The 22,882-nt window shown below is 34.7% G+C and carries 19 protein-coding genes; 7 read left to right on the forward strand and 12 right to left on the reverse strand.

What is annotated here, in order from left to right; all coding sequences use genetic code 11:
* Positions 1 to 3: 3 nt before the first annotated feature.
* Entirely contained in the window at positions 4 to 459 is a 456-nt protein-coding gene (bcp, locus tag ABD792_RS12310; protein WP_345006448.1) for a thioredoxin-dependent thiol peroxidase, read from the reverse strand.
* 35 nt (positions 460 to 494) lie between these two features.
* Here bcp and ABD792_RS12315 point away from each other — a divergent pair, with 35 nt between their 5' ends.
* A complete protein-coding gene (locus ABD792_RS12315; protein ID WP_345006449.1) occupies positions 495 to 1,160 on the forward strand; it encodes an endonuclease III domain-containing protein in 666 nt (221 codons plus the stop codon).
* A gap of 18 nt (positions 1,161 to 1,178) precedes the next feature.
* Here the strand turns inward: ABD792_RS12315 and ABD792_RS12320 are convergent, their stop codons facing one another.
* Positions 1,179 to 1,325 (reverse strand): hypothetical protein, encoded by a 147-nt coding sequence (locus tag ABD792_RS12320; RefSeq protein WP_199116470.1) that lies wholly within the window; start codon positions 1,323 to 1,325, stop codon positions 1,179 to 1,181.
* 70 nt (positions 1,326 to 1,395) lie between these two features.
* Positions 1,396 to 1,980 carry an RNA polymerase sigma factor gene (locus ABD792_RS12325; RefSeq protein WP_345006451.1) on the reverse strand — a complete coding sequence of 195 codons (585 nt, stop codon included), beginning with the start codon at positions 1,978 to 1,980 and terminating at the stop codon, positions 1,396 to 1,398.
* Positions 1,981 to 2,210: 230 nt separating this feature from the next.
* Here ABD792_RS12325 and uvrA point away from each other — a divergent pair, with 230 nt between their 5' ends.
* Positions 2,211 to 5,003, forward strand: coding sequence for an excinuclease ABC subunit UvrA (uvrA, locus tag ABD792_RS12330; RefSeq protein ID WP_345006454.1), 2,793 nt, complete (start codon positions 2,211 to 2,213; stop codon positions 5,001 to 5,003).
* A 32-nt stretch (positions 5,004 to 5,035) separates the two neighbouring features.
* Here the strand turns inward: uvrA and ABD792_RS12335 are convergent, their stop codons facing one another.
* The gene (locus ABD792_RS12335) at positions 5,036 to 6,109 is read right to left on the reverse strand and encodes a DUF3667 domain-containing protein (RefSeq protein ID WP_345006457.1); all 1,074 of its coding nucleotides are present in this window, start codon (positions 6,107 to 6,109) and stop codon (positions 5,036 to 5,038) included.
* 218 nt (positions 6,110 to 6,327) lie between these two features.
* Between ABD792_RS12335 and ABD792_RS12340 the strand changes: the two genes are divergently transcribed.
* Positions 6,328 to 6,999, forward strand: a complete 672-nt coding sequence (locus tag ABD792_RS12340) for a hypothetical protein (RefSeq protein WP_345006459.1) — start codon at positions 6,328 to 6,330, stop codon at positions 6,997 to 6,999.
* Between the two features lie 115 nt (positions 7,000 to 7,114).
* On the opposite strand, the gene ABD792_RS12345 is transcribed toward ABD792_RS12340, so the two are convergent.
* On the reverse strand, positions 7,115 to 8,068 hold the full coding sequence (locus ABD792_RS12345) for a bestrophin family protein (protein ID WP_345006460.1): 954 nt from the start codon (positions 8,066 to 8,068) through the stop codon (positions 7,115 to 7,117).
* Positions 8,069 to 8,386: 318 nt separating this feature from the next.
* Between ABD792_RS12345 and ABD792_RS12350 the strand changes: the two genes are divergently transcribed.
* Positions 8,387 to 9,556 carry a hypothetical protein gene (locus tag ABD792_RS12350; RefSeq protein ID WP_345006462.1) on the forward strand — a complete coding sequence of 390 codons (1,170 nt, stop codon included), beginning with the start codon at positions 8,387 to 8,389 and terminating at the stop codon, positions 9,554 to 9,556.
* Between the two features lie 198 nt (positions 9,557 to 9,754).
* Here the strand turns inward: ABD792_RS12350 and ABD792_RS12355 are convergent, their stop codons facing one another.
* The 4 genes from ABD792_RS12355 to ABD792_RS12370 all read right to left on the reverse strand — a co-directional run bounded on the left by ABD792_RS12355 (position 9,755) and on the right by ABD792_RS12370 (position 15,315).
* Complete coding sequence (locus tag ABD792_RS12355; RefSeq protein WP_345006463.1) at positions 9,755 to 11,212, reverse strand: lipopolysaccharide biosynthesis protein; 1,458 nt, start codon at positions 11,210 to 11,212, stop codon at positions 9,755 to 9,757.
* Positions 11,212 to 12,492, reverse strand: a complete 1,281-nt coding sequence (locus ABD792_RS12360) for a glycosyltransferase (protein ID WP_345006466.1) — start codon at positions 12,490 to 12,492, stop codon at positions 11,212 to 11,214. Before ABD792_RS12360 ends, ABD792_RS12355 begins: the two co-directional genes overlap by 1 nt.
* A gap of 82 nt (positions 12,493 to 12,574) precedes the next feature.
* The gene (locus ABD792_RS12365) at positions 12,575 to 15,001 is read right to left on the reverse strand and encodes a YfhO family protein (protein ID WP_345006467.1); all 2,427 of its coding nucleotides are present in this window, start codon (positions 14,999 to 15,001) and stop codon (positions 12,575 to 12,577) included.
* 29 nt (positions 15,002 to 15,030) lie between these two features.
* Positions 15,031 to 15,315: a DUF4834 family protein gene (locus ABD792_RS12370; RefSeq protein ID WP_345006468.1), complete on the reverse strand. Its 285-nt coding sequence runs from the start codon at positions 15,313 to 15,315 to the stop codon at positions 15,031 to 15,033.
* A gap of 159 nt (positions 15,316 to 15,474) precedes the next feature.
* Here ABD792_RS12370 and ABD792_RS12375 point away from each other — a divergent pair, with 159 nt between their 5' ends.
* Both ABD792_RS12375 and ABD792_RS12380 read left to right on the forward strand, forming a co-directional pair.
* Positions 15,475 to 16,455: a transporter gene (locus ABD792_RS12375; protein WP_345006469.1), complete on the forward strand. Its 981-nt coding sequence runs from the start codon at positions 15,475 to 15,477 to the stop codon at positions 16,453 to 16,455.
* A gap of 26 nt (positions 16,456 to 16,481) precedes the next feature.
* On the forward strand, positions 16,482 to 17,603 hold the full coding sequence (locus tag ABD792_RS12380) for a GTP cyclohydrolase (protein WP_345006471.1): 1,122 nt from the start codon (positions 16,482 to 16,484) through the stop codon (positions 17,601 to 17,603).
* Between the two features lie 63 nt (positions 17,604 to 17,666).
* On the opposite strand, the gene capB is transcribed toward ABD792_RS12380, so the two are convergent.
* The 3 genes from capB to ABD792_RS12395 all read right to left on the reverse strand — a co-directional run bounded on the left by capB (position 17,667) and on the right by ABD792_RS12395 (position 22,447).
* Positions 17,667 to 18,926 carry a cysteate-C-fatty acyltransferase gene (gene capB, locus ABD792_RS12385; RefSeq protein ID WP_345006473.1) on the reverse strand — a complete coding sequence of 420 codons (1,260 nt, stop codon included), beginning with the start codon at positions 18,924 to 18,926 and terminating at the stop codon, positions 17,667 to 17,669.
* Positions 18,927 to 19,186: 260 nt separating this feature from the next.
* Positions 19,187 to 20,227: a cysteate synthase gene (gene capA / locus ABD792_RS12390; RefSeq protein WP_345006475.1), complete on the reverse strand. Its 1,041-nt coding sequence runs from the start codon at positions 20,225 to 20,227 to the stop codon at positions 19,187 to 19,189.
* Between the two features lie 81 nt (positions 20,228 to 20,308).
* Positions 20,309 to 22,447 carry a S9 family peptidase gene (locus ABD792_RS12395; protein ID WP_425568160.1) on the reverse strand — a complete coding sequence of 713 codons (2,139 nt, stop codon included), beginning with the start codon at positions 22,445 to 22,447 and terminating at the stop codon, positions 20,309 to 20,311.
* Positions 22,448 to 22,521: 74 nt separating this feature from the next.
* Between ABD792_RS12395 and ABD792_RS12400 the strand changes: the two genes are divergently transcribed.
* The gene (locus ABD792_RS12400; RefSeq protein WP_345006479.1) at positions 22,522 to 22,845 is read left to right on the forward strand and encodes a YbaB/EbfC family nucleoid-associated protein; all 324 of its coding nucleotides are present in this window, start codon (positions 22,522 to 22,524) and stop codon (positions 22,843 to 22,845) included.
* Positions 22,846 to 22,882: the final 37 nt, after the last annotated feature.

Here is a 22,882-nt window from a genome sequence, read left to right on the forward strand (position 1 = left end):
AATCTATTGCTCCAATATTTGCGCTGCGTGATCTTTGGTTTTAACCTTATCTATCACGCGTTCAACAATACCATTTTCGTCAATAATAAAGGTCATACGATGAATACCATCATACTCACGCCCCATGAATTTTTTAGGTCCCCAAACACCAAAGGTATTTATTACCGTTTTGTCTTCATCTGCCAATAAGGGGAAAGGGAAATTGTATTTATTTTTAAAGTTTTGCTGACGTCTAGCTGAATCTGCACTTACCCCCAATAAAGCATAACCTTTTTCTTGCAATACCTTATAATTATCCCTTAAGTTACAGGCTTCGACAGTACACCCTGGCGTACTAGCCTTTGGGTAAAAGAAAACAACTAACTTTTTACCATTAAAGTCAGATAGCTTTATGGTGTTTCCCTGCTCATCCAAGGCTTCAAAATTTGGGACGATATCACCTTGTTTTAATGTATTCATAGTATTAACTTTGGTTTCTGCAAAAATACAATGGAATGACCAAACAAGAAAGTGTTAACTTCATAATTAATACATTATACAAACTTTATCCAGAAATCCCTGTACCACTTGACCATAAGGATCCTTACACTCTATTGATAGCCGTATTGTTGTCTGCCCAAAGTACAGATGTACGGGTTAACAAAATTACTCCCTTGCTGTTTGAACGGGCTGATAACCCCTACGATATGGTTAAGTTAACAGTAGAAGATATTAGGGAGATTATAAAACCCGTTGGGCTATCACCTATGAAAAGTAAAGGTATTCACGGTTTGTCCCAAATTCTTATCGAAAAACATAACGGTCAAGTCCCAAAAACTTTTGAAGCCCTGGAAGCCTTACCTGCAGTAGGGCATAAAACAGCCGGAGTTGTACTGTCTCAAGCCTTTGGTATTCCTGCATTTCCTGTAGATACGCACATTCATCGTCTTATGTATAGATGGAATTTAAGCAACGGGAAAAGTGTAACGCAAACAGAAAAAGATGCAAAACGTTTGTTTCCTAAAGAATTGTGGAATGACCTTCACCTACAAATTATATGGTACGGTCGCGAATACTCGCCTGCTAGAGGCTGGAACCTTGATAAAGATATTATTACCAAAACGATAGGAAGGAAATCTGTACTAAAAGAATACTACAATAAAAAAAGCCCTAATAGTTAAAATATTAGGACTCTTAATTTAATTCAGAAGTGCTTCAAACTTCAATTTATTACAATTTATAACACGTAAAGCCTTTGAATAGTCAAGAAGAAAATTAACCGTTTCTTCACTCGGTTGGAGTTCTTGGGGTTTTTCAATAGAATTTTCGGAGTAATGTTTTGCCATTTCAATTTGTTAAAGTGTTCATATAAACCATATAACGCAGCCAAACTTACTTTATTGTACATACTAACAATTAATTAGTCAATATAATATTATGCTTATCTATTATCTTTCTCAAATTGATTAAGGCATAACGCATTCTTCCTAATGCCGTATTTATACTCACCCCTGTTCTCTCCGATATCTCCTTAAAACTCATATCCTCATACATACGCATAATCAGTACCTCTCTTTGGTCTTGTGGCAACTCGTCTACCAAACGCCTGACATCGCTTTCTACTTGTTCTTTAATAATTGCTTTTTCTGCATTCAAAGCAGAATCGCTTAACACTGAAAAAATACTAAAATCGCCACTATTATCGAACTTAGGCATTCGTGTATTCTTCCTAAAAAAATCGATTACCAAATTATGGGATATACGCATTACCCAAGGTAAAAACTTTCCTTCCTCATTATATGCCCCCCTCTTAAGGGTGCGAATAACTTTCATAAATGTATCTTGAAAAATATCCTCCGCAATTTCTCTGTCGTACACTTTCGAATAAATAAAACTGTAAATCTTCTGTTTGTGTCTGGTAATAAGGCATTCTAATGCGTTTTCATCACCCTTAATATAATCATTTACTAAGGTAGCATCTGGAATAAGTTCGTATTGCATAATTATTACTTTTAGTACAAAGAAGAAGTCTTCCTTGCTTGGGGTTAAACGTTAAAAAGTAATAGTATGCTATAGGCGTAGTGTTGTTTGAGAGTTTGATTAATAGACCAAATATAACAACAATCATTGTTAAAAAACAAAAAATTAACCATTTTTTTCGACAAAGTGCAATAAATTTACACAAAATAAATACTTATAGTATCTTTGTTGGATTATTCGTTTTAAAGCCTATGAACACTACTATTTCTGAAGTTAGTCCAAAGCACAATATCATTATAAAAGGAGCAAAACTGCACAATCTAAAAAACATTGATGTTGTTATCCCTAGAAATAAGTTAGTGGTCATTACCGGGTTATCAGGTTCAGGAAAATCCAGCTTGGCATTCGACACTTTATATGCTGAAGGTCAAAGGCGCTATGTAGAGAGTTTATCCAGTTATGCACGTCAGTTTTTAGGACGACTTAACAAACCTAAAGTAGATTACATAAAAGGAATTGCTCCCGCTATTGCCATCGAACAAAAAGTGAACTCTACCAATCCGCGTTCTACTGTTGGCACTACTACAGAAATTTATGATTATTTGAAGCTGTTATTTGCCAGAATTGGCAAAACGTATTCTCCCAAATCGGGTAATGAGGTTAAAAAAGATACGGTTTCGGATGTTCTAGATTATTTAAAAACATTTCCCGAAGGCGAAAAATTATTGCTTCTTTCCCCTATTCACTTAGAAGAAGACCGATCTATAGAAGACAAGATTAAAACGTTACAACAGCAAGGTTACGCCCGGATTAAAGTAAAAGATGCTGTTATTAGGATAGATGAAATAGAGGACATAAGAACAGTATCTCCCGACGACCTATACTTAGTAGTAGATAGAATCATATTAAAAGACGAAGAAGATTTTCTAAATCGTTTGGCTGATGCTGTACAGATTGCATTTTTTGAAGGTAAGGGTGCTTGTATAATAGAAATGCTTTCAAATGGAGAACAACGTCATTTTAGTAATAAATTTGAATTGGACGGGATGAATTTCCTAGAACCCAATGTGCATTTATTTAGCTTTAACAATCCATATGGAGCCTGTCCTAAATGTGAAGGATATGGTGATATTATTGGTATCGATGAAGATTTAGTTATTCCTAACACGGGACTTTCTGTTTACGAAAATGCTATTTTCCCCTGGCGTGGAGAAAGCATGAGCTGGTATCGTGACCAATTGGTAAATAATTCCCATAAGTTCGATTTTCCAATCCATAAACCTTATTTTGAGCTTAACGAATCCCATAAACAACTTATTTGGGATGGCAACCAATACTTTGAGGGATTAAATGATTTTTTTGCAGAGCTCGAATCGAAAGCTTACAAAATTCAAAATCGCGTTATGTTATCTCGATACCGTGGTAAAACAACATGTAAAAACTGTCATGGAAAACGCTTGCGCAAGGAGGCCAATTATGTAAAGGTTGGAGGTGCAACAATTACCGATTTGGTAGAAATGCCCCTAAAGAAATTAGCTATCTTCTTTAATCAACTGGAATTAAGCGACCATGATACACAAATTGCCAGGCGCTTATTAAAGGAAATTACCAACAGACTGTCCTTTCTATCTAATGTGGGATTGGACTATTTAACATTAAACAGAAAATCCAACACCTTATCCGGAGGCGAAAGCCAACGAATTAATCTGGCCACTTCTCTTGGTAGTAGCTTGGTAGGTTCTATGTATATTTTAGACGAACCGAGTATTGGCCTGCACCCTAAAGACACTGAACGACTAACCTCTGTGTTAAAATCTTTACGCAACCTAGGCAATACAGTAATTGTTGTGGAACATGACGAAGATATCATGAAAGCAGCCGATTGTATTATTGACATTGGTCCTGAAGCAGGGACTTATGGCGGACAAGTAGTTGCTTATGGAACTTATACAGATATTTTAGCTTCTAATTCTTTAACTGCACAATACTTAAATGAAACACTTAAAATAGAAGTACCCAAAATACGTAGAACATCTAGTTACTATATCGATATTATTGGTGCTCGCGAAAATAACTTAAAGAACATCAATGTGCGTTTCCCTTTGGGTATGCTAACTGTTGTTACGGGTGTTTCTGGTAGTGGCAAGAGTACTTTAGTTAAAAAAATACTTTTCCCTGCATTACAAAAAAAACTAACCGACTTTAGTGATAGACCTGGACAGTTTTCGAAACTAGAAGGCAATTTTAATAACATCAAGCATATAGAATTTGTAGATCAAAATCCTATAGGACGTTCCTCCAGATCCAATCCCGTAACTTATATAAAAGCCTACGATGATATTCGATCTCTGTTTGCAAATCAAAAGCTAAGTGCCATAAGAGGATACCAAGCCAAACACTTCTCCTTTAATGTGGATGGTGGACGCTGTGAAACTTGTAAAGGCGAAGGGGAAGTAACCATAGAAATGCAGTTCATGGCCGATGTGCACCTTGAATGTGAAACCTGTAAAGGGAAACGCTTTAAAAAAGATGTTTTAGAAGTAGCTTTTGCAGATAAGAACATAGATAATATATTAAATCTTACCATAGATGATGCCATTGCTTTCTTTGAAGCACATAACCAAACTAAAATAAAAAATAAGCTTAAGCCATTACAAGATGTTGGGTTGGGCTATGTTACCTTGGGACAAAGCTCATCTACACTTTCTGGTGGTGAAGCCCAACGTATAAAACTGGCGTCATTTCTAGGTAAAGGCAATAGTAAAGATAAAGCTCTTTTTATTTTTGACGAGCCTACAACTGGTCTACACTTCCATGATATCCAAAAGTTATTGACATCGTTTACCGCACTTATCAAAAAAGGCCACTCTATAATTGTAGTAGAGCACAATGTAGAGCTTATAAAGTGTGCCGATCATATAATTGACTTAGGCCCTACAGGGGGAGAAAATGGTGGTTACGTAGTAGCCAGTGGTACACCCGAAGCTATCGTTAACATAGAGGCATCAGAAACAGGAAAATACTTAAAGGATAAACTTTTTTAGATTAAGCAAGTTACGTTACAATCAAAACAAACTCAATAAAACATAAAAGCACCAAATGCAACTATAACTGCTGCCAATGGTATAACAAGTAGTAAAAACAAAAATGCAGCAATGTTTGTCTTAAAAAAGCTTATTACCCATCCTTGCTTATAAAACCGTTTAACTGCCATAAACAAATAGAAAAATGTAGACAGCATAAAAATGGCGTCTACCAAGGCTGGTACATCCCAAATAAAATCGGCTATAATAAGCAAACTAAAGACTATGAATAAAAATGAAAAAAAGTAAAAGCTAAACACCAAATGATGAGAAAAACTACCGCGATTGTAAAACAACAATTTTAAAATAAGAGCAAAAATAGGTAGCAAAATAAACATAGCAAGAGGAATACTATCATAAAATGCTTGTACAAGAGCCCCTCCATTACGTTGTCTATACAACTTTAATAATTGTCTGTACAGTTTATGCTGAAATGCACTTGCTTCTTTTTCCATCCCCATAGCCTCTAAAATACGATCATCCTTTACTCCCGCTTTAGTTAAGGAGTCTACAATCCTTTTATTAAAACCTAAAACCGTTTTTGGTTCAATCTTTTTCCCAGTTATGGAGTTTTCTAAAGAATCTGTAACATTAATTAATTCCTTCCCAACCACACCTTTTATAGCGTTCTTAGACTTGATATTTTCTATTGCTTCGTTGCCTCCTAAAGAATCCAAAGACGTCTGTACGCTAAGACTGTCGATTACATCAGCTTTATGCATGGTCTCTTTAAAATTCTTATCCATACGCTCCACTTGATCCCTACTTATAAAGGAAAAGAAAAAAAAGAATACTACCGAAATAAACAAATACACTTGTGCTGGGTGAATATACAATAAGCGCTTTCCTTCTATAAAGCTATTAGCCAAATATCCTGGCTTAAACATAAGTGGTATAAAACTCTTAAAAAATCGGGCATCAAAAGAAAAATAGTTACTTATGGTATTGTAAAACAAAACACCCAAAGTTAATTCGTCATTGGACTTTTGACCGCAATAAGGACAAAACCTATAATTAGAATCGAATTTCTCTTCACAATTCTTACAAACAATTTGTTTATCTATCATGGATATCTGTAGTAAATACTTCCATAAAAATACCAATAGTTACGATTTTAAAAAATATTTTATAATTATTTAATCACCTACAAATCATAATTTTATACTACTTAAAAAATATATTCCAATTAACAATTCCTTTTTTTGGCACGCATCTTGAAAGTTTCATTAGGTATAAGCGAAAGCCGAAACGCTAAAAAGTAGGCAAAACCTAAAATCCTATAACTATGAAAACACTAGTACTTTTTTTAAGCGGCTTGTTAATGACTTTAACATCTGCTACAGCTTTAGGAACAACCAATGCAAATAAAGAGACCACTTTATATCTTTCTAAACACCATCGCTATACAGAGCCTATTTCTTTTATTGAGCGCGGTATAGAGTTTTTAATTTTTCCAGATGGAAGTTTTGATTTTACCCCCCATGGTAATGACCAGCTCTATAATGATTACTATAGAAACAACAGAAGAAATAGTATAAATGCTACCTATAGAGGACCTCATGTAAACATTAGTTATACCAATACAAGAGGGGTGTATGTATCACGAGATAGATATGGTAAAATTAGACGTATTGGTAATGTATATTTAAATTACAGTAGAAATGGTAAAATAACCCGGGTAGGCAATGTATTCTTGAAATATAATAACGGTAACGGTTTATTAAAACAAGTAGGAAACCTCCATGTAAGATACAATCGTTGGGGAGAAATCGTAAACATTAAAGGCCAAGTAAACCATTATAACAATAACTGTAATGCTTGCGGTATGTCATCCTGTAGTACAGATCATATGCATGACCACGACCATTATAACAATTGGGATGGTGATTACGACGATGACCATTACTATTACAAACAAAATGGCAAAATAAAAAAGCACAAAAAGAAAAAACGATAGATCTCTATATTTTAGTTTGTAAATCGAAAAGCTCGAAGGTTAAATGAACTTTCGAGCTTTTTATAATTTAAAACATATAATCTCCTAGAAATTCTCCTCTATTAATCAACTAAACTTACATTTGCGTATTATTTTTAATTTCAAATGGCTTGGGCACTTCTTGCTCTCCCAGATTTTGCCGTAAATCTATTTCAATCCCCCTGGAAATAGCAGAAATAGGGACATCGTTAGCCGAACCTTCAAACGGATTTTCCCCTACCCTCCCAATTCGATTCATAGTATGGAAAATCCACATTACAATGACCGAAAAAGGCACTGCCAACCATAAAAACCAATGCTCAGCTCCATGTAACCTCTCTGAAAGCTTGATTCCCAATTCATGAAATTGCCCTACAATAGCAATGGGTAGTGTAAAAATGAAAATCCAGGTAAAATAATGCAGAATAGAAGCAAATTGCCTGGTATATGGAAAATTCTTGATCCTTTCCGATTTTCCTTGATGTGTAAACAATTCCTCTATTACATTTTCAAGTTCTAAAAATGAAAATTCCCAAATTAAACCGCGTTCTTTTAATTCTCTCAAGTGATGAGATTGCAAATATAGAATAGCAGTCTGCTTATTTGCTTTATTTTCTAAGTAACGTATTTCTTTGTCAGAAAGATAAGGCTGTACAGCTTCGTTAAAAGAAGTGTGGAATTCAGGAACATAAATTTTACCAGCCCATTCTTTATTGGTACGCTCTTTCATTACATATTCCCAAGGTTTAGACTCCCTCATTGCATATCGTAATGCCGTTAACCAAGCTATATGCCTGTATGTTATTGCCTTTACTTCATTATGTATAGCTTCTTCACTTAAAGGATTGCGTGTATGGTCGTTGTTCACATAATCCTGAACCATCATACCAAAGGTTCTTGAGGAATTAACTATAGCTCCCCAAATTTGCCTAGCTTCCCATATACGCCCATAAGCTGCATTACTCTGAAAACCAATAATAAATGCTACTGCTGTACCTACCAACGCAATAGGTGCAAACGGTATCTGTACAATACCATCACTTAAAAACAAATAATGAAACTTCTATTATGGCAATGCTAAAAAACTGTAAAGTCTCTATACGCGTCCATAAAAGCATGTCCTTAAACCCAAAAATCTTCTTTATATACATAACGTTACTTTAAATTAATTTTTTAAGAGAAATAGTAGATAGACATTAATATATTCTGACTTTATAAGCAAACTTCACTTTTTTTCTCACATAAACAAATATAAGACTAATCAAACAAAAGAAAACAACACGCTGATTCACAACACAATAAACCAAAAACTTTTTTTTGGCACGTTGTTTGTAATTTCAAAAAGTGTATCACATTAAATTCTATAATTATGAAAAAGTTAATATTTATCTTAGGGGTTTTGGTCTTTGGGATCGCTTACAGTTCTGCCACAAACACCACTAACTTCAATACCACTACATTTGTTAAAGGCTATGGTAATTCTTTCATATTTATAGAAGGCGGTATTGAGTTTTCTGTTTTTCAAGATGGACAATTCGATTTTTATATGCCTCATTATGGTCCAAAAGTAAATGTATCAATTGGAGGTCCTAACTTCGATTTTAGTTTTAATTCTGGATACGATTATAATGCATATGTCCAATATGATGAGTTTGGTGCAATCATCCAAATAGAGAATATACCAATTTACTACGACTACTATGGTCGCATTATTCAAGCTGGCAATGTAAACATACATTACAATAATTTTGGATATTTAACACGTATTGGCGGCCTATACATACATTATAACAGGTATCGAGCATTTTCACACTGTACTGGTTTTATAAATGTTTACAACAGACATTACGTATACCGCCCATGGCACAGATATTATCACATACCACATGTTAATCATTGTGTTGTATACAATCGCCCTTATAGACAATATTATAGTCCAGTACGCTACGTATACAAAAGGCCATTTTATAACAATTACAGACCTAGAACAGCTGTTGCCAGTAGACGTGGTCACAGTGTGACAAGAAACAGGAACTATGCTACCGCATACAGAAGTACACGAAACAGAACAGAAGTTGCCAGACGCTCAACGACCAATACAAGGCATTATGCTTCTAGAAACAATAGTAGTATAAGGAACAACACGTCTCTTAATAAAACGTCTCGTATAGCAAGTTCTAATAGAGACTATGCAAAACGAGATAATAATATTGTTAACAGAGTTAATAGAAATACAAGATCAACCCATACTGCTAATAGGTCTGTTAAACCAAGAACAAGTAGTATACGCGAAAATACTACCATTAAAAATAGAAATACACGTAGTGTACAAAATCCAAAAAACTATAATACACGTACATATACTAAAAGCAATAGTGTAAAAAGAATAAGACCAGTAGCTTCTAACTATTCAAAAAGCAAGCCTAGAACAACACAAAGCGTGCAACCTAGGTCAACACAAAGTAGAGGAAAAATGACCAATAGTAGAAGTGTATCAGGAAATAAAAACACACAATCGTCTAGAAACAGAAGACGATAAATAAATTTGGTTGGTTAGTTGGAAAGCCCTGTAATACGTATGCCTCAAAGCAATATTGCAGGGTTTTCTCTTTTTAAGCAATTTATTTCCGAATACCCCCATCACTAAACTTACGTAACAGCAAGATTCAGACATCAGATTTGCTACGGTTAAATAAGCTTTTAACATACCTTAAAATAAACCGCTTTTGTGTTTCTTTTAGTTTCTTCTTAAAAACCTGTCCAAAAGCGAATTTACTATCTTGGAGATTTTAAAATAATATACAACATAGCCATAAATAAGCGAGACTATTAATGATTTGAGACCAATATTTATAAGTGGATGGAAAGAAAAATCCCAAAAATAAAAAGTAAAAAAACATAATACAATCAGCACTAGCACTCCAAATGTAGACTTGGTAAACGGTTGCATTTTAAAAGAATACTTCACAAATAACACCTTAGATATATTATAAAACATAACCGAAATAAAAGTAGCATACGCAGCACCGTTAATTCCAAATACGGGTATAAACAATGTATTAAGCACCACAGTAACAAATACCAATCCTCCCCCTAGCAATAACACCATTCTATAATAATCACTATTAAACAATATCGCATTATTGTTCCCCAATAGGTTATCGGTAAGTTTGGCAACCCCTATCAAAATAACAATTAGTAGTCCACCACTAAACTTTTCGGGAATTAAAAGGTAAAGTTCATTTATATTCAAAACAATTAACAGAAAAATGAGTCCACTAACTATAAATAGGTTTAATGAACTCTTTTGATATAGAGACTTGAGCTCGATCCTGTCATTTTCATTTAACAATTTTGCAGTTAAAGGACTCGTTATTTGATGCATTGCTCGTGATGGCACCCCAATAACACTGGCAATATAAATTGCAACACCATAATAAGCCACATTTTCAATTTGAATGTAATGCCCTAGCATAAACTTATCTATTTCTAAAATAACATTGGCAACCGATCCCGCAATAATGATTAACGCCGAATAGTTTAAAATATCTCTTATACCTGATAGCTTAGTAAATTTAAAAGCGGGGCGTCTTATACTAAACGCATATAAAGCCATAACAACCAAACGTATTATATAAACACCAACAATACTATAAATTAGCTGATCGACATTTAACATTTTAAAATACAGGCAAAACAATAAAATAGTAGTGGCTATTCTATGAAATAGTTCTTTCATAAAGTTCCCCAATACACTTTGCATTTGCACACGGCTCCAAGCATAAAATATCTCAAAATAGGCGAATGCTATAGCCGAAATATAAATAAGCCAGATATAATTTTCTATTATAGGGTTTTCCTTAGTCAGCCATTCACTTATGGTATCAAAAGCCATATAACCAATCATCCCAAAAGGAAGAATAACTACCAGGGGCAGTATTAGCATAATGGTTAAAAAGCTGTTTTGCGATTGTCTTGTTTTAAAAGACGAATAAAATTTAATAATGGTATTATGAACCCCAAATGCCATTAAGGGCATCATAACATTGGCCGTAGAAAAGATAAATGTAATAAGTCCAAAATAGATGTCACTAATAAAATTAGTAAATAGAAATAATACATTAATAGCCCCTATACCAAACCCCAAATAGGTAGTTATCGTATTTTTTATGGATTGAGAAACAACAATACCCATTATAATAATTTAGATAAAGATTCCGTTAAAGCCTTTCGGCTATACTTTTGTAAACCGATAGGATAAGGCTGTAAGTTTCCTTCCCTATATGCCTCATAATGATCTAAAATAGCAGTCTTTAATATACTATAAGCATCATAATAAAAATAAGTACCCGTATTTGTTTCTTTCAAAATACTTTCTACATCAGATCCTTTTGGACCTAAAGCTATGATTGGTCTATTTGAAACCATATATTCGAAGAGTTTTCCAGGTATAATACATTTGGTGTCTTCGGAATCTATTTCAATAAGCAACAATATTTGCGATTGTCTTTGGTATTTTATTGACTCATTATGGGAAACATAACCAACTTCATTAATATACCCAATTAAACCATACTTGTTAATCTCTTTTAATACATCATCGCTAACATAACCAACCAGATTTAACCGAAAGTCTCCAGCAAACTGTTCATTTTCATCAACCAAATCACTTAAAACCCGCCATAAAACCTCTGGGTTGCGCTTTGATAACAAGGATCCTATGTGTGCCAAGGTAAACTTGACATCCAGTACTGTCTCCCCAACCACTTCCACGTCATAGCCATTTGTTATAACTTCAATGGGTTGAGAAGTAAGTGCTTTGAATTCTTTTTTGGTAACGAAACTTGTTACAACAACTTGATCGGCTGTATTTAAAACCTTAAACTCTAATTTTTTATGCCTGCGTTCTGCCCTTTTCATTAGCTTTAATTGCTTATGATAGCCAATACTAGTCCACGGATCCCTAAAATCTGCTATCCATTGCAGCCCTAATTGTTCCTTTAATTGCAACCCAATAAGATGCAAACTATGTGGGGGGCCTGTAGTTATTACAGTTTTAATGTTATGCTCTTCTAAATACTTTAAAAGAAAGCGTACTGATGGCTTTACCCAAGCATTCCTAGCATCTGGTATAAAGAAATTCCCTCGTACAAAAAGCATTAGCTTTTCAATTATCGATTGTCTTTTGACTTCAGGAATTATGCCTTTGCTAATTGTAAGCGATGTTTTTTTTGAAAAAAGCCCAGCGAGCTTGTATGGTTCCTTTATTGGTTGTTTTAAAATAGTAAGTTTATCTGAAACGTCCAATTGCAAACTCTCATCCTCGATAGGGTAATTTGGATTATCTGGGACATAAACAATAGGTTCTATATTAAACTCGGGTAAATACTTAACAAATTTTAACCAACGTTGCACTCCTGGCCCTCCAGCTGGCGGCCAATAATAAGTAACTATGAGTACTTTCTTTTTATCCATCGCTAACGTTTCTGCAAAAACAGGAAAACCAATGCTAATTTAGGTTGTATTATTAAGGGGTTCTCATTACAAGAACACCAAACTATTTTTTCTTAATCCCATAAAACAATCCCCCTAAGAGTAATAGTACAAAAACGATGGAACTAGCTAAAGCAATGTGACTTCCCGTTTTAACAACTTGTGGATCAAACTTAAACTCTATGGTATGAGATCCTGCTGGTATTTCCATGCCCCTTAAAACATAATCAACACGTATATGATCGGCTGCTTTGCCATCTATAAACGCTTTCCAACCTTTGGGATAATATACTTCCGAAAATACGGCAAAACCATCGTTAGTATTCTCCGATTTATACTTTAAATAATTGGGTTTGTGTTCAATCAATCTAATTGATGCCATAGAATCTACCTTAAAACTCGGAATGCCAGCAGATTTAAATCGGCTTCCAAAATCAATAGTGTTAAGCACGGCCACTCGTTTATTATCCAAACTATCCAAAGCCTTTATTTCCTCATTAGCAGAACTAACTGTTTTAAATTCGTTAACAAACCAGGCATTCCCATTGGCTTCTGTATTGGTATACTTAAAAAGCTCGCCTTTCTCATTTTGGGCAATGATATACTTAGTGTTAAGCATATTAAGCACATTCATATTGTTTGTAGCAACATAAAAATCAAAAACGTCTTCATAACGCTTTAATTTAGCTGCATGATACCCATTTAAGGAGTTATGAAAATAAGAAGCCCTTGCGCCCGAAGATGTTACATCAAAGACCCTAAAATAAGTTGTATCCTTCAATATCTCACTATCAATTCCATTAGCTTGATAGGGTGTACTTACTTGCTTAGCCGAAACGAAATCATCATTATTCACATAACGCCTATCAACACCAACTAAATCAAAAAGAATAAGCACTCCAAAACCTATAATCAACCATTGCTCTTTGATTTTCTCCTTTAAAAACATAAATATTATACTGGCCGAAAGTAATACCAGCAGCAATGTTCTAATACTATCCTCTACGAAAAGGGTGCGTCTGTCTTCCTTTATCGCATCTATAAAAGCCTGCCCATAGTTTTGCCTATAAAAACCATCATTGATTCCTGAAAAATCGAACAATGAATTTTTAAACAATAAAAACACTATTGCAATACCTCCTGTAATGCCTAAACTGTATTTTAAGTTTTTTAATAGTTCTTCCTGGTTTCTTTCCTTTTTTAACAGAGTATGCAATCCGAAAACAGCCAATACAGGAACACACAGTTCTAAAATAACCTGAATGGAACTTACAGCTCTAAACTTATTATAAAGCGGCACGTAATCAATAAAGAAATCTGTTAATATAGCGAAGTTCTTTCCATAGGACAAGAGTAATGATAAGAGCGTTCCTCCAATAAGCCACCATTTTAAACGGCCATTAACCATAAATAACGCAAATACAAATAAAAATAAAACAACCGCACCAATATAAGCTGGCGCTTCAATTATAGGCAAATCTCCCCAATACATTGGCGCGCGTTTTGATTCCTGTAGTGCTTGACTAGTAGTTGCTCCTAACTTTCTGTAAGCTTCATAAGTAGATGAATCTTTACCTAAATTTTCAAAGCTTCCACCACCTAAAAACCTTGGGATAAAAATGCTAAATGTTTCTAAAATTCCATTACTAAACTGAGTAATATAATTTCGATCCAGCCCTGTAGTCACCTCTTTAGGCGTCCCATCTGGATTTATGGTTAATTCGCTTTTACTGCGTGAGCTTTCTTTTACATATTCTTGTGTTGCCAAAATACTGGTCGCATTTAAAGCTATAGACAGCAATACAGCAAAGACCAAAATACCGATTGACTTAAAATAATGTGATAGTTGTTTGGTTCTATAAGCATCCACCAAATAAGTAATCCCTAAAACAATTACCAATAACAATAAGTAATAAGTCATTTGGAAATGATTAGCCACCAATTCCAAGCCCATAGCCACAGTAGTAAGCAAAAAGCCAGCAATGTATTTCCGTTGAAACGTTAACAATATGCCACTAAGTACCAAGGGCATATAAGCAATCGCATGAACTTTACTATTATGACCAACACCTATAAAACTAATGAGATACGTAGAGAAACCAAAAGCAAGAGCACCCAGGACTGCAAGCTTATAATCGACTTTTAAGACCAGCAAGAGGACATAAAACCCTAAAAAATATAGAAACAAGTAATCGGCTGGTCGTGGTAAGAACCGAAGCGTTAAATCTAGCTTTTTAATATAGTTGTGTGGGTATTTTGCCCCTAACTGATAGGTTGGCATCCCACCAAAAGCACTATTGGTCCAGTAGGTTTCCTCTCCAGTTTGAACTCTGAAATCTTTTTGCTGTTTCGACATACCAATGTAATGCATGATATCGCTTTGAAACAGTTGTTTCCCTTTTAAAACTGGACTAAAATAGCCTAAAGAAAGTATAACAAAACCTAATAGAACAAGTAAGTGCGGAAGTACGCTTTTAGTTGAAAATTGCATGAAAAGTGATTAAAACAATGGTCGTGAAATTAATCAATTTCTTCGTAATCTACATAATCTCCTACATCTTTATTTGAAGTTTTGGTATTTGGTATTTTATCGATACTCACCTCGCCCTCTTTTCTAGCTTCTTCTTGCTTAGCTCTGTTTTGATACTGATTAAATTGCCCCCCAAAGCGTTGTTCTGCTTTTTTCACAACATACTTAGCTAGAAACGGCATAAATAAACGCGCCAGTATTTTTACACCAAAATAAATTAACAGAATGATTAATATCATTCTTACCAAACCAACTGCTGAAGCGTATTGTAACATTGAAATATCTTTTTTGCAAAAATACAATTCTATATGCTTAAAAATCGATGAAAAATGATAAAAAAAGTATAAAATATCTATATTTGATACCTATTTAGTTATGTATACATTCTGCATACTTTTAAAATTCGCACTGTTTTATTTTTAAAACTTTAAATTATGAACCCTATCAAATCTGCCTTAGTTCTTTTTAGCCTTATTGTTTCCTCACAAGCTTATTGTCAATATACCGAAGTCATAAACTCCAATAGACCTGGCGTTTCCCGTAGTGCTTTTTCTGTTGGCACCAATGTTGCTCAACTGGAAGTGGGACCATACATTTTAAAGGAAGAAAGAACTCCAGCAGCAACTTACGAAGTTTCTGGATTTGGAATTGATTTTGCCGCACGATACGGTTTGCTTTTTGAAGAGTTGGAATTAAATTTTGAAGGAACTTACCAAAACGACACAAAAACCTATACCTCCAATATTGCTGCAGAAGACAAGCGCTCCAATTTTAAAAATTTAACCTTGGGCGCTAAATACCTTGTTTACGATCCCTATAAGAATTCTGAGGCCGACAAGCCCAACTTATACAGTTGGAAGGCTAACCATGGCTTTAAATGGCGGTCTTTAATACCTGCCGTTTCGGTTTATGCAGGCGCTAATTACGATACCAAAAATAACCCTTATACGGACCAGGGTATTGAAGGTTTTAGTCCTAAAGTCATGATTGCTACACAAAACAACTTTTCCGGTGGCTGGGTGTTTGTCATGAATTTAATCAAAGATCGTATTGGCACAGATCAATCAGATTTCCAGTACATCCTTACACTTACCCACTCGTTTAGCCCAAAATGGGTTGTATTTGGAGAAACGCAGGGCATTAAAAGTGACTTTTATGCAGATAACCTGTTTCGGTTTGGTGGTGCTTATTTATGGGGAAAAGATTTTCAGTTAGATACAGCGCTAACTTTTAATACAAAAGATACCCCTTCAGTATTTAGTGTTAACTTTGGCATGTCCTACAGATTGGATTTCCACAAAGATAAAGAAGAGAAAAACATTGACAATGGCGCTTCTGCCAAGGACGAAAGAATACGTCAATTAAACAGTAGAAAAACAGGCAAACGAAAAAAGAAGTCTCAGGATTTTAATTAATAATCTTCGGAGTTTATTATTTTAATATGATTACATTAAAAGAAGTAAAAACAAAAAAGGAATTAAAGGCTTTTGTTAAATTCCCTTTTAAGTTATATAAAGGTTCTCCTTATTGGGTGCCACCTATTATTAGTCAAGAGATGAAAACTTTTGACAAAAAAGGAAACCCAGTCTTCATGGATGCCGAAGCTACTTTATGGCTTGCATATAGAGGCAATGAAATTGTTGGTCGGGTAGCAGCCATAATAAACTGGTTGGAAGTAAAGGGTCAAAACATAAAGAAAATGCGGTTTGGCTGGTTTGACTTTATCGATGACCTAGAAGTTTCCCAGGCACTCCTTAACAAGGTAGAAACTATTGGTAAAGCCCACGATCTCAACTATGCTGAAGGCCCTGTTGGTTTTTCCAATTTGGACAAGGTTGGCGTTATGACCGAAGGCTTTGACACGCTTTCCACAATGATTACATGGTACAACCACCCATACTATATTAAGCATTATGAAGCCGCTAAGTACACTGTCGAAAAATCGTATTCAGAAAGTAGTTTCCCTTTTAGTAATGTAAAACCTGAATTTTTTAAAAAAGCACAAATTGTCATAAAAAAACGTTATCAGCTAAAGTCGCTTAACTTTACAAAAACAGAAGAAGTAATGCCCTATGTAGACAAGATGTTCGACCTGTTTAATGATAGCTACGCCGGATTGTCCTCTTTTGTTGCCATTACAGATATTCAAAAGGAATATTTTAAAAATAAATTTATAAGCTTTATCAACCCAGAATATATAAAATTTGTTGTAGATACTAACGACAACTTAATCGCTTTTGCAATTGTAATGCCTTCCTTTGCAAGGGCATTGCAAAAAGCCAAAGGAAAATTATTCCCTTTTGGATTTAAACATATTTTGCATGCTAAAAAGCATAGTAAAGATGTTATTTTCTACTTGATAGGCATCCACCCAGATTATCAGAACAAAGGTATTCATGCCCTTATTTTCAATGAGTACTACGACATTTTCACTAAAAAAGGCATAGAAACCTGCCTAAGAACCCCTGAACTGGAAGACAACATTGCCATAAAACAAATATGGAAACATTTTAATCCAGAAGTTATAAGGCGTAGAAAAACTTATAAAAAGGATATAGCATAAAACAGATGGCCGATTCAATAATTTTGAATCGGCCATCTGTTTTTTATATTAAACTAAACGCTATTAACTTCCCATAGCCGCCATTACTGATGCAGACAGTCTTTGGTATGTTCCATTTTTTAATCGCTCTCTAATAGTATCAAACGCATCTAATGTCTCTGTTACGTCTTCTAGTGTGTGCGTTGCCGTTGGTATTAATCGTAACAGTATTAAACCTTTAGGAATTACAGGATAGACAACTATGGAACAAAATATACCATAGTTTTCACGTAAGTCCTTAACCAAAGCCATAGCTTCAGGAATACTTCCTTTAAGATATACTGGTGTTACACAACTTTGTGTTGTCCCTATGTCAAAACCGCGCTCTTTTAAACCGCTTTGTAAAGCTCTTGTATTCTCCCAAAGTTTATTTTTTAACTCGGGCATGGTTTTTAACATTTCCAAACGCTTTAAAGCACCAACAACTAACTGCATTTGCAAAGATTTTGCAAACATTTGAGATCTCAGATTGTATTTAAGATAATCTATAATTTCTTGATCGGCTGCAATAAACGCTCCTGTACTGGCTAAAGATTTTGCAAAAGTTGCAAAATACACATCAATACCATCTTGTACGCCTTGTTCTTCTCCAGCTCCAGCTCCTGTTTTACCTAAGGTTCCAAAACCATGGGCGTCGTCTACTAAAAATCGGAAACTATATTTCTCCTTTAAAGCTACTATTTCCTTTAAACGTCCTTGTTCTCCTCGCATGCCAAAAACACCCTCAGAAATAACCAAGATACCTCCTCCGGTTTGTTCTGCCATTTTAGTAGCGCGTGCTAAATTTTTCTCTAAGCTATCAACATCATTATGCTTATAAGTGAATCGTTTCCCCATATGCAAACGTACACCATCTATAATACAAGCGTGCGCATCAACATCGTATACAATAATATCGTCTTTAGAGACCAATGCATCAATAGTGGATACCATTCCCTGGTAACCAAAATTTAAAAGATAAGCAGCCTCCTTATTAACAAACGAAGCCAGTTCGTCTTGTAATTTCTCATGTAAATCTGTATGCCCAGACATCATTCTGGCTCCCATTGGATAAGCCGATCCATGATCAGCTGCGGCTTGCGCATCCACTTTACGAACTTCTGGATGATTTGCCAATCCTAAATAATCATTAATACTCCAGGTAATAACATCTTTTCCCTGAAACTTCATTCTATTGGAAATTTGACCTTCTAGTTTAGGAAATACAAAATACCCTTCAGCATGAGAAGCCCACTTTCCTAACGGCCCCTTGTCTTTATAAATCTTTTCAAATAAATCCTTCATTTATTACAAATCTTATTGCTATTAAAAAATTTAAGTCATAAAACTACCTCTGTAATTGTTTTTTTGAAAAACAAAAACATAATTAAATTGTTTTGGTAAGCTTCATGAAAAAGTTTTTAGTCCTTGGTTAATTGATGCAAAATTAAATATTTATATGGTTTGACCATAATTTTTGCCTTCAATTATTTATAAAATAAAAAAAGAGACAACATTTTGCATTTTCAAAATTGTTATCTCTTTTAAATACTTTGTTATCTCGGTTATTTTATATACTCAATATTTTGAGCTGCTTCTACATTAACACTGTCAAAAAAGCCCTGCTCGTTCATCCATTTATCACTATAAATCTTGCTCATATAGCGCGATCCATGATCTGGAAAAATAACAACGACAGTATCATTTTCACTAAATGTTCCTTGTTCCCCTAATTGTTTAATAGCTTGCATAGCTGCTCCAGAAGTGTATCCTACAAACAAACCTTCTTCTTTAGCTATCAACCTAGCTGTGTGGGCACTGTCTTCGTCTGTTACTTTTACAAATTCGTCAATAATATCGAAATCTGTTGCTGTAGGAATTAGGTTTTTCCCTAATCCTTCTATACGATAAGGGTATATCTCTTTTTCATCAAACTCACGTGTTTCATGATATTTCTTTATAACAGATCCAAATGCATCAACTCCTATAATTTTGACATCTGGTTTTTGCTCTTTTAAGTATTTAGCCGTACCAGAAATAGTACCGCCTGTTCCGCTACATGCAACAAGGTGGGTAATCTTTCCTTCGGTTTGCTTCCAAATTTCTGGTCCGGTACTGTTGTAATGTGCATCAATATTTAATTGGTTAAAATACTGATTTATATAAACCGATCCTTTCATTTCTTCATGTAAACGCTTTGCTACTTGATAATATGATCTTGGATCATCGGCACTAACATGCGCTGGACACACATATACTTTAGCCCCCATTGTTTTAAGCATATCTATTTTATCGGCCGATGACTTAGAACTCACAGCCAAAACACACTCGTACCCCTTTATAATACTTACCATGGCAATACTAAAACCTGTATTTCCTGAGGTCGTTTCTATAATTGTGTCTCCAGGCTTTAATATGCCCTTCTTTTCTGCTTGTTCTATAATGTAAAGCGCTATTCTGTCTTTCGAAGAATTACCTGGATTGAAGGACTCTACTTTTGCGAAGAAATTACCCTCAAACTCCGAAGCAATTTTGTTAAGTTTAATAAGCGGAGTTTTGCCTACTAAATCTAATACATTATCAAAAACTTGATTTCTGTGTTTCATAAATGCTTTTTATAAGCTACAGTAATATTACTAAAAATAATTGTAACTCAAAACCATGCAAAAGTAAACATTTTTTTTAATCTATGAATGAATTCCCTCCAAATCTAATAAAAATGCATATTCAAGAGCTACTTCCTTTAAACTTTCAAAACGTCCAGAAGCACCTCCATGTCCTGAATCCATATCAATAAAAAGCAATAGTTTATTGTTGTCTTTTTTTAGCTCCCTAAGCTTTGCTACCCATTTAGCGGGCTCCCAATACTGTACTTGGGAATCGTGCAAACCTGTAGTTACCAACATGTGCGGGTAATTTTTAGCTTCAACGTTATCGTAAGGAGAATACGATTTCATATAGCTATAGTATTTATGTTGGTTGGGGTTACCCCATTCGTCATATTCACCGGTTGTTAATGGAATTGAATCATCCAGCATGGTCGTAACAACATCTACAAATGGCACAGCAGCAATAACACCATGATATAATTCTGGGTTCATATTTATAATAGCTCCCATCAATAACCCACCGGCAGACCCCCCATAAGCATACAAATGCTTACTTGATGTATAATTTAAGTTGATAAGATGCTTCGAGCAATCTATAAAATCGTAAAACGTATTCTTTTTGGTTAACAACTTTCCGTTCTCGTACCAATTTCTTCCTAAATATTCACCGCCGCGAATATGTGCTATCGCATAGATAAATCCCCTATCCAACAAACTTAATCGGATACTGGAAAACGAAGGATCTATAGTAGAGCCATAAGATCCATATGCATATTGCAATAAAGGGTTTGTTCCATCCAATTCGATACCTTTTCTGTACACTAAAGAAATAGGCACTTTAACACCATCTCTTGCTGTCGCCCATATACGTTCGGACACATAATTAGTTTTATCGAACTTTCCTCCCAAAACTTCTTGTTCCTTCTTTATTTCGCTTTGCCTAGTCTTAAAATTATAATCGATTACAGCACTTGGTGAAGTAAGGGAATTAAATCCATAACGCAATACGTCACTATCAAAATCGGGGTTGTTCCCTATATAAACTGTATAGGTTTCTGAGTCGAAAGGCAAATAGTAATCTTCACTCTTATCCCAGCTAATAATACGTAAATTGTTTAAACCATTTTCGCGTTCATTAACTACCAAATAATCTTTAAATATTTCTATATCCTCCAGAAGCACATCGTCTCTATGTGGAATAACATCTTCCCAAAAAGATTTTCCTGTGGTATCTTCGCTTGTTTTAAGCAATTTAAAATTGGTAGCACCATCACAATTCGCTATGATATAAAAGCTATCTCCATAATGCGAAATACTGTATTCCAAATTACTGGTACGCTCCTGAAACACCTTAAAATCTTCATCTGGTGTATCGGCATTTAAAAAGCGGTACTCGGAACTTAAAGTACTACCTGAACCAATAACAATATATTTTTTGGATTTAGTTTTATAAACAAAGGTATTAAATGTTTCGTCTGCTTCATGATACACTTCAATATCTTGCTCCGAACTAGTATCCAGTCTGTGCTTAAAGATTTTATGCGACCTAAGTGTTACTTCGTCCTTCATCGTATAGAACAGTGTCTTATTATCATTCGCCCATGTTGCTCCTCCAGTAGTATTTAATATTTTATCGGGGTAAATCTCTCCTGTCTCTAAATTCTTGATTTGAATGGTATATTGGCGTCTACTAACCGTATCTACAGAAAAACAGGCTAGTTTGTTGTCTGGACTAATAACAATACGCCCTAAATTAAAATAAGCATGGTCTTTAGCCATCTCATTACAATCGAACAAAATTTCTTCGGGAGCTTCAAGGGTTTCCTTTTTACGAACATAAACAGGATAATCCTTTCCTTTTTCATACCGCGTAATATACCAATAGCCATTAAACTTATATGGCACGGTTGTATCATCCTCCTTAATCCTCCCTTTCATTTCTTCAAAGAGTGCTTCCTGCAAGCCCTCTGTATGCTTCATCTCCTGTTTTGTATAAACATTTTCGGCATTCAAATAATCGATAACCTCTGGATTTTCCCTATCATTTAACCAATAATAATTATCTATCCTAACGTCGCCGTGAATTTGTAATTCTTGTGGTATCTTTTTCGCTCTGGGAGCATCAATGCTCACTATTTTGTCTGTCATTTGCCTTTCCTTTTTACAAGAGAGGGCAAAAATAAAGCTTAAGAACAAAAAAATCGCTCCATTTTTCATTTTAATACACATGACATATAAAATAACCTCTTAAATTTAATAATTTTGCAGCTTAAAAACTTAAAATATAGGCTATGTTTGGAGACATGATGAATATGATGGGTAAACTCAAAGAAACCCAAAGAAAAGTAGAAGAGACTAAAAAACGCTTAGATAATGTTTTAATTGACGAAAACAGTCATGATAGCAAGGTAAAAGTTACGCTTACTGCCAACAGAAAAATAAAAGCTATTGAAATAGACGAAACGCTACTGGAGGATAAGGAAGAACTGGAAGATTATCTTATATTAACCCTAAACAAAGCGATTGAAAGGGCTACACAAGTTAATGAAACAGAGCTCGCAGCAGTTGCTAAAGAAGGCATGCCCAACATTCCTGGAATGGATATGTTTAAATAGTTATGGTTACTTGGTTGCAAGTTGCAAGTTGCTAGTT

This window comes from Snuella lapsa (assembly GCF_039539345.1).
GTDB lineage: Bacteria > Bacteroidota > Bacteroidia > Flavobacteriales > Flavobacteriaceae > Snuella > Snuella lapsa.

Coding starts and splice junctions, on each gene's coding strand:
- ABD792_RS12380 (WP_345006471.1), top strand. CDS start 16,482: ATGATTACATTAAAAGAAGTAAAAACAAAAAAGGAATTAAAGGCTTTT.
- ABD792_RS12395 (WP_425568160.1), bottom strand. CDS start 22,447: ATGAAAAATGGAGCGATTTTTTTGTTCTTAAGCTTTATTTTTGCCCTC.
- uvrA (WP_345006454.1), top strand. CDS start 2,211: ATGAACACTACTATTTCTGAAGTTAGTCCAAAGCACAATATCATTATA.
- ABD792_RS12340 (WP_345006459.1), top strand. CDS start 6,328: ATGAAAACACTAGTACTTTTTTTAAGCGGCTTGTTAATGACTTTAACA.
- ABD792_RS12360 (WP_345006466.1), bottom strand. CDS start 12,492: ATGGATAAAAAGAAAGTACTCATAGTTACTTATTATTGGCCGCCAGCT.
- ABD792_RS12350 (WP_345006462.1), top strand. CDS start 8,387: ATGAAAAAGTTAATATTTATCTTAGGGGTTTTGGTCTTTGGGATCGCT.
- capA (WP_345006475.1), bottom strand. CDS start 20,227: ATGAAACACAGAAATCAAGTTTTTGATAATGTATTAGATTTAGTAGGC.
- ABD792_RS12325 (WP_345006451.1), bottom strand. CDS start 1,980: ATGCAATACGAACTTATTCCAGATGCTACCTTAGTAAATGATTATATT.
- ABD792_RS12400 (WP_345006479.1), top strand. CDS start 22,522: ATGTTTGGAGACATGATGAATATGATGGGTAAACTCAAAGAAACCCAA.
- bcp (WP_345006448.1), bottom strand. CDS start 459: ATGAATACATTAAAACAAGGTGATATCGTCCCAAATTTTGAAGCCTTG.
- ABD792_RS12335 (WP_345006457.1), bottom strand. CDS start 6,109: ATGATAGATAAACAAATTGTTTGTAAGAATTGTGAAGAGAAATTCGAT.
- capB (WP_345006473.1), bottom strand. CDS start 18,926: ATGAAGGATTTATTTGAAAAGATTTATAAAGACAAGGGGCCGTTAGGA.
- ABD792_RS12315 (WP_345006449.1), top strand. CDS start 495: ATGACCAAACAAGAAAGTGTTAACTTCATAATTAATACATTATACAAA.
- ABD792_RS12370 (WP_345006468.1), bottom strand. CDS start 15,315: ATGTTACAATACGCTTCAGCAGTTGGTTTGGTAAGAATGATATTAATC.
- ABD792_RS12320 (WP_199116470.1), bottom strand. CDS start 1,325: ATGGCAAAACATTACTCCGAAAATTCTATTGAAAAACCCCAAGAACTC.
- ABD792_RS12365 (WP_345006467.1), bottom strand. CDS start 15,001: ATGCAATTTTCAACTAAAAGCGTACTTCCGCACTTACTTGTTCTATTA.
- ABD792_RS12375 (WP_345006469.1), top strand. CDS start 15,475: ATGAACCCTATCAAATCTGCCTTAGTTCTTTTTAGCCTTATTGTTTCC.
- ABD792_RS12355 (WP_345006463.1), bottom strand. CDS start 11,212: ATGGGTATTGTTGTTTCTCAATCCATAAAAAATACGATAACTACCTAT.